Raw genomic sequence first — 12,468 nt, forward strand, 5'->3', positions numbered from 1 at the left:
CCATGTCGAACCCTACTGCCGCCGCGCCGGCCGACCCGATCCCCGAATGTCCGCACTGCCAGAAGCCGATGCCGCTGTGCATCTGCGACAGTGTCGCGCCCATTGAAAATCGCCTCGGCCTCTTGATCCTCCAGCATCCGCAGGAGCAGGACAGGGCGCTCGGTACCGCGCGGTTGACTGCGAAGCACTTCCCCAATGCCGTGGTGCGCGTCGGCCTGTCCTGGCCGAGCCTGTCCAAGGCGCTCGGGCAGCCGGTCGAGAATGCCTCCCACTGGGCCGTGCTCTATCTTGGCTCGGCCCGCGCGGCCGATCTCGAAGCCGAGGCCGAGATCGTCGCGCTCAACCGCAAGGGCGAGGTCGCGGACAACCAGCGCGCGATCCTCGGCAAGCTCGAAGGCGTCGTGCTGCTCGACGGCACCTGGAGCCAGGCCAAGGCGCTGTGGTGGCGCAATCCGTGGATGCTCAAATGCCAGCGCGTGATCCTCAACCCGTCGCGCCCCTCGCGCTACGGGCGCCTGCGCAAGGAGCCGCGCAAGGACGGGCTGTCGACCATCGAAGCGGCTGCTGCGATCCTGGCAGGCCTAGAGCGGCGCCCCGACATCGCCGAGACGCTGCATGCGAGCTTCGAGCGGATGCTGACGCGCTATCGCGAGGTGCAGGCGGAGATGCCTGAACTGGCGCCGAAGCCGGTGGTCAAGGACCGCCGGCGCGGTGTCCGGCGGGGCAAGCGAGCCTGACTTCGGCCTACGTCATCCGCGCGATCCTGCTGGTTCGCCGCTGCCGGCGCGACCGAGGAGATTCTCGGCCGATATCTCGCTGGCGCGAAGGCTTAGCCGCCCGGTCGGGGTTGCCTAAGCCATTGATCCCCTATATTGGTCCGCCCTTACGGGGCCACGTGGCGGAGTGGTTACGCAACGGTCTGCAAAACCGTGTACACCAGTTCAATTCTGGTCGTGGCCTCCATCACAAGCTTCTGATTTTTCAGCCAAAAAATCAAATTCGGCGCAGGTTCCACCGATGCCGCTCGCCGTCGGCTGCCGGGGTGAGGCGGGACGCTGCCACCGGGTTTGCCCGGGGCTTGGCGGAAACCAGCGATTCAGGCCCGATGGCATAGACTTCGCATCTGCGAAGTGATGCGTCACGAACCCTGAAAGCTGGAGAGCACGTGAGCGACGTCGTTCGATTTGTCCCGAAATCCGAGCTGGAGCGGGCCCGTCTCATTCGCGAGGCCCGTGCGATCTATGACAGCATCTTTCCGCCGGCCGCACCCGACCGGGTGCCGCAGGACGGCGAGGAGCGCGTCAAGAATTGATCGTGGCCGCGCCGGGTTCCGGCGCATGGCGATGCCAAACCGCCCAGCAGGCGGGCGCATTCGTTCACGGTGAAGGTGGCCTCAGCAGGCCGCGTACCAGCCGTCGGGAAACGGCAGCATGGGCCAGGCGCCCTCATTGTCATTGGCGGCTTTGGGCGTTGCGTCGAAGCTCCACGAGCGGGGCACGAATTCCTCCTCCGGCGCGGGCGCAAAATCGTCATGGACGATGGCGTCGCGGACGGCATCCAGCAGCAAGTTGAATTCGGCTTCGCTCATCGCACCCTCCGGAACGCGGATGGCGCAATGTCGCAAAGCCGGTTTGTTGCCCGATTGAGCCGATCGTTCGCATTTTAACGATCCGGCGATCAGGTCTCGTATGGTTAGCGATTCCTGAAAATCCTCGCGGGAACTTAGGCGTCCCGGGCTGGCTGCCCGTGTGAAAGGGATCACATTCTCCACGATTTATTTCTCCTACCCCTGCACACATCGGCCAACGGCTGGCCGGGGCGGGCAGGGCAGACAGGAGACTTCGTCATGAAGGCAAGGTTCTTGCGGTTAGCGGGTGTGAAGAGCCGGGCGCGACACGCCTCCACGGTCGGACTGTTCCTGACGCTGTTTGCCTCCGCGGCTCACGCGCAGCAGGGAACGGCGGAGCAGCGCCGGGCCTGCACCCCCGACGTCTACCGGCTCTGCGCCGGCGAGATTCCCAATGTCCGCGCCATCACGGCCTGCCTGCGCCGTAACCGGTCAAGCTTGAGCGAGGCTTGCCGTTCCGTGTTCGATCAGGCCGGCGGCTGACATAGCGGGTCTGTGAGTTTGTGCGCAGCAAGTGGCTCGTGCGGCCTCGCGAATCCGGCATAGTCACCCTGTGGATATGCTGCGGACAGGCTGTGGAGGGGCGGTGATCTGCTTCGGATATCGCACGCAGATACGTCCGTAACGCGTCACATCTCTGTCAAATGACCCAATCGAATGGTTCCCTGATCGTGCAGACCCCTGCGTGATACGAGATCATTTGGTTCCGCCGAATTCGGAATATCGGTTCACCGCGCGCAAAGCCTGCGAACAGTTTTTGTGCAGCGGCTTGCCCAAATTGCGGGCCCCCTCCATCCAATTTTTTGTACGCCCGCAGACAAGCTTTCCCCGGCGCACTCCACCTAGGCTCGCTCCCGAGATCTGGAACATGGCCAGTGCCATGACAATTCGAAGGAGCTGGATATGGAGAGACGGGTATTGCCCCAAGTACGGAGGAACGTGCGGCGGGGGATCGCACGCTCATCGTTGCCGTGGCACAAGGCCGCGCTCGGCGCCGCCATCGCTCTCGGCGTTCTCGGCGCACCGCTCAGCGCGCAGGCCGCAGCGCCCGCCGCCTGCGCCGCGCTCCAGGAGAAATATCCGGACTGGAAGGGCAAGACGCTCGTCAACGCCATCAACCCCCACACGCCGGGCTATGAGACCATCGATCCGAAAGACCCCAGCAAATATATCGGCTTCGACATCGATCTCGGCGAGGCCATCGGCGAATGCCTCGGCTTCAAGCTGACCTACAAGCCCGTGGTGTTCGCGGCGCTCCTGACCACACTTTCGGCGGGACAGGCCGACATCGTGATCTCCGACATCTACGCCACCAAGGAGCGCGCCAAGGCCGCCGACTTCATCACCTACTCGAAGGTGTTCGATGGCGTGCTGGTCGCCAAGGGCAATCCGAAGGGCATCAACGGCATCAACACGTCGATGTGCGGTGCGGCCGCCGCGGAAAACACCGGCTACGTCGAGGTGCCCCTGATCCAGGCGCTGATGCCGGAATGCAAGAAGGCCGGGAAGGCGGAGCCGACCATCCAGCTCTACGACAACAACGCCAACTGCATCCAGGCGATCCTCGCCGGCCGCGCCGACACCTATGTCAACGACGTCAACACCGTCGACAGCGCGGTGAAGGCCTATCCGGACAAGCTGGAGAAGGCGATCGCGGTGACGATCCCGTATTCGGTCGGCATTGCCGTCCCGAAGGACAAGCCGAAATTCCGCGACGCCGTGCTCGCCGCGCTGATCGAGGTGCAGAAGGCCGGCACGCATATTGAGCTTCTCAAGAAGCATGGGCTCGACGTGAACAACTTCAAGGAGCCGGACATCCTGACGGCTGACTGATGTCGCTGTTCCTCCATTACCTGAGCATGCCGTATCTGCTCGAGGGCATCGAGCTCACCCTCGAGGTGACCGCCCTCGGGCTCGGCGGCGGATTGATCCTCGGATTGATCCTCGCCGGCATGCAGCTCTCCCGCTTCTGGCTGCTGGCGGCGATCGCCAGGGCCTACACCGTGATCTTCCGCGGCACGCCGCTGATCCTCCAGATGGTGTTCGCCTACGACGCGCTGCCGCATATCGGCATCAAGCTGCCGGCGGTGCTGGCGGCCGGCCTCGCGCTCGCCTGCAACGAGGCGCCGTTCATCGCCGAGATGCTGCGGGCCGGCGTGCTCGGCGTCGATCGCGGGCAGGTGACCGCCGGCCAGGCGCTCGGCATGACGCCGCGGATCCTGATGTGGCGGGTGATCGCGCCGCAGGCGATCCGCACCATGATCCCGGCCTTCGGCAACGAGGCGGTGAGCGCACTGAAGAATTCCTCGCTCGCCTCCGTCGTCGCGGTCCAGGAGCTGACGCTGCGCTCGACCCAGCTGGCGTCCTCGACCTTCGACTTCTTCTCGATCTTCTTCGCCTCGGGCCTTCTGTATCTCGTGCTGACCGCCACCATCAGCGTCATCCAGCTGTTCGTCGAATGGCTGCTCGATCTCGACCGCGCCAAGGGCCGCGAGCGCAAGCTTGCTGATTACCTGCCGTGGCGCCGCGTCGATCTCGGCACCAAGCTCGAACTTGCAGCCGTGACCGTTGATGATCCGGAGCCCGCACAGGCAGAGCTCGCGGACACCGCGCCGCTGGCGCTGACCCGCGAGGAGCGCACCCGCCGCGCCGCGACGATCGCGCGCAACAACATCGCGGTCGAGGCCAAGGACCTCACCAAGAGCTATGGCCCGCAAAAGGTGCTTAGAGGTCTCGACCTCACGGTCCGCGTCGGCGAGGTGGTCGCGCTGCTCGGCCCCAGTGGCTCCGGCAAGAGCACGCTGCTCCGCTGCATCAATCATCTCGAAGACTGGGACGCCGGCACCGTGCGCGTCGGCGGCCGGCGTCTCGGTTTTGACGACGACGGCAAGCTGCTGTCACCGCGGGCGATCGCCAACGAGCGGGCGACCGTCGGCGTCGGCATGGTGTTCCAGCAGTTCAATCTGTTTGCCCATTTGTCGGCAAAGGAGAACATCGCCGGCCCGTTGCGCTGGGTCCACGGCATGCCCCGGATCGATGCCGAGCGCCGCGCCACCGAGCTGCTCGACCGGGTCGGGCTGTCGCACCGCGCCGATGCGCTGCCGCGGCATCTCTCCGGCGGCCAGCAGCAGCGCGTCGCCATTGCGCGGGCGCTTGCGCCGAACCCCAGCGTGCTGCTGCTGGACGAGCCGACCTCCGCGCTCGATCCCGAACTCGTCAACGAGGTGCTGGAGGTGATCCGGCGCCTCGCCATCGACGACGGCCTCACCATGATCATCTCGACGCACCAGATCCGCTTCGCCGATGAAGTCGCCGACCGCGTCGCCTTCTTGAGCGGCGGCACGATCATCGAGGAGGGGCCGGCGCACGAGGTGCTCTCCAACCCCCGCAATCCGCTCACCGCGCGCTTCCTCAGCGTAATGGAAGCCGACAAGACACCGGAGGCGGTCCGATGAGCGCAGTGTCCACAAGGCTCAAGACTCCCGAAGAGGCCACCTCATGACGCATTTCACGCTGCCGGTTTCGCCGAAAACCGTTCACTGGGGCTATTTCTCCAAGACGGTCGCTCCGGCCCTGACGCTGCGCTCGGGCGACCGCGCCACCATCGAGACGCTGACCCATCACGCCAACGACGATTACGAGCGCATGATCCAGGGCGATCCCGGCGCCGAGAGCGTGTTCCAGTGGACGCGCGAGCACAAGGCGGTGGCGCGGCGCGGCTCGGGCCCCGTCGAAGGCCCGTTCATCCGCGGCGCGGGCGAGGGGATCGGCGTGCACCTCCTCACCGGCCCGGTCGCGATCGAAGGCGCCGAGCCCGGCGACATTCTCGAAGTGCGCATCCTCGATATCAGGCCGCGGCCGAGCTGCAGCGCCTGCCATGCCGGCCGCTGCTTCGGCTCCAATGTCGCAGCGAACTGGGGCTTTCACTACCACGACCTGATCGAGGAGCCGAAGCCGCGCGAGGTCGTCACCATCTTCGAGCTCGACACCTCGGGCGAGCCCTACGCGAAGGCGGTGTACAACTATGTCTGGACGCCGCAGACCGACCCTGATGGCATCGTGCATCCGACCATCGACTATCCCGGGGTCCGCGTCGACCACGCCACCATCAAGAAGCGCGAGAACATCCTCGCGAGCATGAAGGTGCCCGCACGATTGCATTTCGGAACCATGGGCCTTGCGCCGTCGGAAGCCGATTTCGTCAGCTCGATCCCGCCGAGCTACACCGGCGGCAATATCGACGACTGGCGCATCGGCAAGGGCGCGCGAATGTTCTATCCGGTCGCGGTTCCCGGCGCCTATTTCTCGGTCGGCGATCCCCACGCCGCCCAGGGCGACAGCGAGCTCGGCGGCACCGCGATCGAGACCTCGCTGACCGGCGATTTCGAATTCATCCTGCACAAGAGGGCCGATCTGGCCGGCACCAATCTGGAAGGCCTCGACCATCCGATGCTCGAGACCGAGCAGGCCTGGTCGTTCTACGGCTTCACCTATCCGAACTATCTCGCCGCGCTCGGGGCCGACGCACAAACCGAGATCGCCAATCACAGTAGTCTCGACCGTGCGATGCGCGATGCGTTCCGCAAGCTGCGCCGGTTCCTGATGACCGTGCACGGCCTCAGCGAGGACGAGGCGATCTCGCTGCTGTCGGTCGGCGCCGATTTCGGGGTCACCCAGGTGGTCGATGCCAATTGGGGCGTCCACGGCACGATCCGCAAGAACATCTTCCGGTGCGACTAGATCTCTCCGTCTTGTCATTCCGGGGCGAGGCAAAGCGTCGAACCCGGAATCCATTTCACCACCGTCTTCTGCGCCCGATGGATTCCGGGTTCGCGCTTGGGCACGCCCCGGAATGACGAGCGTCAAGACGAGCGCATCATGCTCTAACCCGTTGAAGGTTAGCCTGTTTTCGGAATGAGAGGATGACCAACGAGCCCCATTTGCGGCCCGTCGCTGCGACGGAGGATCGCGTGCGTCTGGCACAGAGGTTGCTTCGATCAACTGCAATCTGGGTTGATCCGATGAGCTTCCGGCCGTTCACGAGCGAGTCCTACGCGCAAGACGACCGCCCCGAAGCCTGGCGGGACGTGCTGGCTGCCGTCGGCCTGCAACCGGCGACCGGCCATTCCTTCCTTGACGGACATGCAACCGCATCGCATCGCCATACTGCGGGCGTCGCGCTGACGCGCATGGCCGCGGGCGCGCAGACCATCGGTCCACTCTCGCAATTCAACGAAGATATTCCGATCGCACTGATGCCGGTCGAGGACGGCATGGTGCTGAAGAGCGCCGGCGGCCACCGCATCGTTCCCGTCGGACATCTCGTGCTGCTGCCGCGCAGCGGCGACTGGAGCATCGTGTTCCAGCGCGACATGCGCGCGATCGTGCTGTCGGTGACCTCCGAAGCGCTGCACGGGCGGTTCTCGGGCAAGCCGCGGCTCGGCGAGCCCCGCGTCGTGCCGCCCGGCGGCTTTGCCGATGTGTTCGCGCGCCTGCTCGACGCGACCGCGCGCACGCTCGACAGCTTGAGCGATGCCGAATGGAATGCGGTCGCGCAGAGCCTCGTCGATCTCCTCCTGACGCTCGCGCATCAACTGGCGGCCTCGACGTCCGACGCCGGATCGAGCGCGACACAGGCGGCGCTCCTGCACCGGATCTGCCAGACCATCGAGCGCCGGCTCGACGATCCCGAGCTGGTGCCCGCGCGCGTCGCAGAGGCCGAGGGGATTTCCGAGCGCTACTTGCAAAAGCTGTTCGAGACGGTCGGCGATAATTTCACCCACTACGTCCGCGAACGCCGGCTCCAGCGCGCCTGGGCCGACCTGTCCAATCCGGCGGAGGCGCATCGCTCGATCTCGGAGATCGCCTACGCCTATGGCTTTGGCGATTCCGCGCATTTCAGCCGCGCCTTCCGCCATCGCTTCGGCCTGCCGCCGCGCGAGTTCCGCCAGCAGGAGGCGGAGCGGGCGACCTCGCAGCACGGCGTCGCCGGTCAGCGTGGCTGGCCGCAGGAGGCGCTGGCGCAGCTCCGGGTGCATCCAAGCGTGGAGGCACGCAGCAGCGTCGCGTGTGCCGGCGCCGAGGAGCGCACGACAACGGAGCGCAGGCATCACCATCTCCCGGTCGGGGCCAGCCGCGTCCATTGGGGCTATTTCAGCCGCTCATTGCAGCCACAGATCGAGATCGCTTCGGGTGACACCATCACCATCGAGACGCTGACCCAACACGCCTCCGACGCACCCGACATGATGATCGCGGGCGATGCCGGCGCCGAGAGCGTGTTCGGATGGACGCGCGATCGAAAGAACGTCGATCGCCGCGGGGCAGGGCCGATGGATGCCAGCGTGTTCGGCCGCGGCGCCGGCGAGGGGTTTGGCGTGCACATCTGCACTGGGCCCGTCGCGGTGAAGGACGCCCAGCCCGGCGACGTTCTGGAAGTGCGCATCCTCGACATCGTGCCGCGCGCAAGCCGCAATCCGATCCATGCCGGCCGCGTGTTCGGCTCCTCGGTCGCGGCGTGGTGGGGCTATCACTACAACGAGTTTCTCGGCGGTCCGAAGCCGCGCGAAGCCGTGACGATCTACGAGATATTTGACGACACCGTCGCGCCGCACGCCCGCGCGCTGTATTCCTACCGCTGGGAGCCACAGACCGATCCGTTCGGCGTGGTGCACGCGACCTACGACTATCCCGGCGTTCCCGTCATGCCCGCCACGATCAAGCGCCGCCACGCCGTGCTCGACGGAATCCGCATTCCCTTGCGGCCGCATTTCGGCGTGATCGCGGTGGCGCCGCGCGAGGTCGATTTCGTCGACTCCGTGCCGCCGTCCTATTTCGGCGGCAATCTCGACAATTGGCGGCTGGGGAAGGGGGCGGCCGTCTATCTTCCGGTCTCCGTCCCCGGCGCGCTGCTGTCGGTCGGCGATCCCCACGCAGCCCAGGGCGACGGCGAACTCAGCGGCACCGCGATCGAGTGCTCGATGACCGGCACCTTCGAGGTGATCCTGCACAAGAAGGCCGACCTTGCCGGCCAGCCTTTCGCCGATCTCTCCTATCCCCTGATCGAGACCGCGACCGACTGGGTGTTGACCGGCTTCAGCCATCCCAACTATCTCGCCGAGTTCGGCGCGCAGGGGCAGAGCGAGGTTTACGCTAAATCCTCGCTCGACCTTGCCATGAAGGATGCCTTCCGCAAGATGCGGCGCTTCCTGATGAACGTGAAGGGCCTCAGCGAGGACGAGGCGATCGCGCTGATGTCGGCCGCCGTCGATTTCGGCGTCACGCAAGTCGTCGATGGCAATTGGGGCGTGCACGCCATCCTCAGCAAGCGCCTGTTCGAGAACGCCTCCTAACCCCAAGGATATCCCAAGTGAAATTCCACATGATCAGCGGCGGACCGAAGCCGGTCGCGCCCTTCAGCCACGCCGTCGAGACCGACGGCTTTGTCTTCGTCACCGGCCAGATGCCGGACACGCCGCAGTCGCCGGGCGTGCTGCCCGACGGCATCGTGGCGCAGACGCGAGCAGTGATGGAGAACCTGAAAGTGGTTTTGGCCGGCATCGATCTCGGCCTCGAGCACGTCGTGATGACGCGGATCTACCTCACGCGTTTCAAGGAAGACTACGCCGCGATGAACGAGACCTACCGCACCTACTTCGCGCCCGACCGGCTGCCGGCCCGCACCTGCGTCGGCGTCACCGGGCTTGCCTTTGACGCGCTGATCGAGATCGACCTGGTGTGCCGGCGGCCGTGAGGCATGTGTGCTTTGTAGGGTGGGTTAGCCGAGCGGCTGCGCGAAGCGCTGGTCGGCTGGCGTAACCCACCACTTCTGCTTCTGCGGAGATAGACAGTGGTGGGTTACGCTGCGCTAACCCACCCTGCGACCCCACAATCCGCTCAGGCGAAAAGATTCCACTTTACCGAAATTCGGCTTTGGCGTATTCGTGCGCCACCTCATCCCGGTCAGAGGGGCGTATCGCGATCGTCACGACACGCGGGGTGAGCTGCGGTGGACGTTAGTCACATCGGCGCGAGGGCATCGCAGGGCGGGCAACCGTGAGCGAAGGCCGTCGCGCACACGACCGATGTGATCTGCGTACGGCAAAACCGTGTCGTCCTGGCGCCCGGGGTCTGTGCGCCAAGTCTTGCGGTGATGCGGCGGCCCGACCGGGCGCGCACATCAGCGATCCGCAAGGCGACGGGGGCAATAGTGCATCGCTCCCCGGGGAGAACGCGGCATAAGCCGTCAAACCACTGCGCAGGGAAGGCCGGTTGCTATGGCTTCACCTGTATGCCGCTGTGCAGATTTTCGTAGCCACCTTTCGCACAGTGGACCTCGGGTGCCAGTCGGCACCCGGTCTTCCCTGCGCCCTTTGAGAGGAGGGTGACGAGATGAGGCAAAAGCTCGGGCGAGATGAGCCGCGAGGATACGAAGGTGTGTCTGCAAGGTCGTAGGATGGGTACAGCACTTGCGAAACCCATCATGCTTCGGCGCGCGCAGAAAAAGCTTTGATGGGTTTCGCTTCGCTCTACCCATCCTACGAATACTCCGTCATTGCGAGCGCAGCGAAGCAATCCGGACTGCCGCCGCGGAAAGATTCTGCTTCGCTGCGCTCGCAATGACGACGCTAAGAGAGTCGAGCCCCAATTCTGCTCTCGTGCCCCGGACGCTGCGCAGCACGAAGTGACGCGCTGCAGAGCCGGGGCCCATGCCACAGCGTACGGTGCGGCTTCCTGGGTCCCGGCTTTGCGCCGCAACGTTTCACGTTGCAGCGCGTCCGGGACACGAGAGCGAGCAGCAAGCACCAAGCACCGTTGCCGAACGCTCCCTCCATTTCGCCTCAAATTGCAACCCGCGCGTGCAAGAAGTCTTGATCGGCTGTGATCTAGGGGTGATCGCCAGCCTTGAACGCGCCAAAGCCCGTCAGCGACCAACTCATAGAGTGCATAAGGATCAGTGGAACGTGATCGGCCTTCCCCCTTGTAAAGCACCAAAATGGTGCTTTAGTGCTTTCCATGAGCCAGTCGCCCCGAAACGCGCCGTCCGCGCTGCGTTACAGGCTTGCCCCTGACCCGGCCGCCAAGGCCGCCATGGAGGCGACATTCCAGGCCTATGACCGCATGATGGAGATCCTGGACGAGGTTGCGCGGACCCATAACGTGGGTTCCAACGTGGTCCTGCTCCACGCCCATGCCTATGAGCCGATCCGGAAAGCAACCGCACTGCCGTCGCGGCTGGTGACGCTGGGTCTGCGCGACCGCGCCGACTATCGCGCCGCGCAAGGGCGCCGCCTGCCGCTCGACGACAAGCTCGCCAAGATCAAGGGGCCCGCCACCATTTCGATTGCGACCGTGCAAGGGCGCTTCAGCGTGCCCTTCGACTACGCCGGTTATGCCGAGGGCTGGGGGCAGAGCGCGCCCGCACACCTGATCCGCACCGACGACGGCTTTGAAGTTCACTACGGCGTCACGCCGAACAGTCTGCCAGAGGAGGAGAATGCCATGGATACCATCGCTGCCGCCCCCGACAATTTCCTGTCCCGGGTCGGGCGCCTGATCGCCGGGATCGCCTATGACGCGATCGAGCAGGCGGAAGGCAAGAACAAGCTGAAAGTGGTCGGCCAGGCCATCCGCGAGATCGAGCGCGCCGAAGCTGAGGCCCGCGACGCGCTCGCGGCGGCGCGCGCCGAGGAATACCGCCTCAACGCGCGGCGCACCGAGATCGAGCGCGAGATGACCGATCTCACGGCCAAGATCGAGGGCGTGATCGCGGACGGGCGTGATGATCTCGCGCGCGCCGGCATCGCGCGCCAGATGGATCTCGAGGCGCAGTTCGAGGTGCTCTCCCGCGCCATCGACGAGAACAACGAGAAGATCGAACAGTGCGTGACGTCGCTGCGCGCCGTGCTGTCGGCCTTGCAGGATGCCGAGCAGCGTCGCGCGGATCTCGAAAAGAGCGAGGCCCACGCAAGCCACCAGGCCGCGACGTCGCCCCGGAAGCCCGGTGGTGCCTCGGCTGCGGCGAAGGCGCTGCGTGCGGGCAGGGCGGTGGCGCGCGCCACCGGCGTGCCGGCTGCCATCCCGTTTTCAAGCGACATCGACGAGCTCAGCACGTTGCATCGCGACAAGGAGATTGCAGCGAGGCTGGCGCGGTTGAAGTCGCGCTCCTGAGTAATGTGTCATGAGCGCACTGCTCGAACACGTCATGGCGCCCGAGGTCAGGCCGTTCGCGATCGCGGCGGCCATGATCGTCATCGTCGGCTCGCTCGAGGTCGTCACGATGCTGGTCGGGGCCTCGTTGAGCGAGATGCTCGGCACCAGCATCGATTTCAGTCACCCCAGCGACAACGGCGTGCTCAACGCCATTTCCTGGATCAATGTCGGTGGCGTGCCGCTGCTGATCTTCCTGCTGCTGGCGCTCGGCGCGTTCTCGATCACCGGCTTCCTGATCCAGGACGTCGCGCGGATGGTCGCCGGTCCCATGCCGGCGACGGTCGCCTCGATCGGGGCCGTCGCCGTCTCGGTTCCGCTGGTCCGCGCCGCCAGCCGCGGCATCGCGCGGGTCATTCCCAAGGACGAAAGCTATGTCGTCGGTCTCGGCGACCTCGTCGGCCGCGTCGGCGAGGTCGTCATCGGTCCGCTCGACCAGGGGCCGCCGGGCCGTGTCAGCGTCGCCGACGTCCACGGCAACAGGCACTTCGTCTGGGCGGTCGCAGCGCCCGCATCTGGACCACTGGAGCAGGGAACCATGGTCCTGCTTGTGGATCGCGCCGGCACCCGCTTCGTCGCGGTCAAGGCCGACGATGAACTCAAGCCGTCCAAGCCGACTCTAAGCACTTAGC

At 65.5% G+C, this 12,468-nt stretch carries 11 protein-coding genes and 1 tRNA gene; 11 read left to right on the plus strand and 1 reads right to left on the minus strand.

What is annotated here, in order from left to right; genetic code table 11:
* Positions 1–2: 2 nt before the first annotated feature.
* From WN73_RS38890 to WN73_RS38900, 3 genes are all read left to right on the plus strand, one after another.
* The gene (locus WN73_RS38890; RefSeq protein WP_028174085.1) at positions 3–737 is read left to right on the plus strand and encodes a tRNA-uridine aminocarboxypropyltransferase; all 735 of its coding nucleotides are present in this window, start codon (positions 3–5) and stop codon (positions 735–737) included.
* Between the two features lie 152 nt (positions 738–889).
* Positions 890–963 (plus strand) — tRNA-Cys (locus tag WN73_RS38895).
* Positions 964–1,165: 202 nt separating this feature from the next.
* Positions 1,166–1,312, plus strand: a complete 147-nt coding sequence (locus tag WN73_RS38900) for a hypothetical protein (protein ID WP_165448159.1) — start codon at positions 1,166–1,168, stop codon at positions 1,310–1,312.
* A gap of 81 nt (positions 1,313–1,393) precedes the next feature.
* On the opposite strand, the gene WN73_RS38905 is transcribed toward WN73_RS38900, so the two are convergent.
* Positions 1,394–1,588 carry a hypothetical protein gene (locus WN73_RS38905; protein WP_028174084.1) on the minus strand — a complete coding sequence of 65 codons (195 nt, stop codon included), beginning with the start codon at positions 1,586–1,588 and terminating at the stop codon, positions 1,394–1,396.
* A gap of 258 nt (positions 1,589–1,846) precedes the next feature.
* On the opposite strand from WN73_RS38905, the gene WN73_RS38910 reads away from it, so the two are divergent.
* The 8 genes from WN73_RS38910 to WN73_RS38945 all read left to right on the plus strand — a co-directional run bounded on the left by WN73_RS38910 (position 1,847) and on the right by WN73_RS38945 (position 12,467).
* The gene (locus tag WN73_RS38910) at positions 1,847–2,110 is read left to right on the plus strand and encodes a hypothetical protein (protein ID WP_271557521.1); all 264 of its coding nucleotides are present in this window, start codon (positions 1,847–1,849) and stop codon (positions 2,108–2,110) included.
* 420 nt (positions 2,111–2,530) lie between these two features.
* Positions 2,531–3,460, plus strand: a complete 930-nt coding sequence (locus tag WN73_RS38915) for an ABC transporter substrate-binding protein (protein ID WP_271557522.1) — start codon at positions 2,531–2,533, stop codon at positions 3,458–3,460.
* Positions 3,460–5,082 (plus strand): amino acid ABC transporter permease/ATP-binding protein, encoded by a 1,623-nt coding sequence (locus WN73_RS38920; protein ID WP_271557524.1) that lies wholly within the window; start codon positions 3,460–3,462, stop codon positions 5,080–5,082. Before WN73_RS38915 ends, WN73_RS38920 begins: the two co-directional genes overlap by 1 nt.
* A gap of 43 nt (positions 5,083–5,125) precedes the next feature.
* The gene (locus WN73_RS38925) at positions 5,126–6,367 is read left to right on the plus strand and encodes an acetamidase/formamidase family protein (protein ID WP_271557526.1); all 1,242 of its coding nucleotides are present in this window, start codon (positions 5,126–5,128) and stop codon (positions 6,365–6,367) included.
* Between the two features lie 281 nt (positions 6,368–6,648).
* On the plus strand, positions 6,649–8,979 hold the full coding sequence (locus tag WN73_RS38930) for an acetamidase/formamidase family protein (RefSeq protein WP_271557926.1): 2,331 nt from the start codon (positions 6,649–6,651) through the stop codon (positions 8,977–8,979).
* A gap of 17 nt (positions 8,980–8,996) precedes the next feature.
* Positions 8,997–9,380, plus strand: coding sequence for a RidA family protein (locus WN73_RS38935; protein ID WP_271557527.1), 384 nt, complete (start codon positions 8,997–8,999; stop codon positions 9,378–9,380).
* A 1,253-nt stretch (positions 9,381–10,633) separates the two neighbouring features.
* Positions 10,634–11,797: a PspA/IM30 family protein gene (locus WN73_RS38940; RefSeq protein ID WP_271557529.1), complete on the plus strand. Its 1,164-nt coding sequence runs from the start codon at positions 10,634–10,636 to the stop codon at positions 11,795–11,797.
* A 10-nt stretch (positions 11,798–11,807) separates the two neighbouring features.
* Positions 11,808–12,467, plus strand: a complete 660-nt coding sequence (locus WN73_RS38945; protein ID WP_011087241.1) for an OB-fold-containig protein — start codon at positions 11,808–11,810, stop codon at positions 12,465–12,467.
* The last annotated feature ends 1 nt before the right edge of the window (position 12,468 follow it).

Source organism: Bradyrhizobium sp. CCBAU 45394, assembly GCF_028128655.1.
In the GTDB taxonomy this organism is placed as follows: Bacteria; Pseudomonadota; Alphaproteobacteria; order Rhizobiales; family Xanthobacteraceae; genus Bradyrhizobium; species Bradyrhizobium diazoefficiens.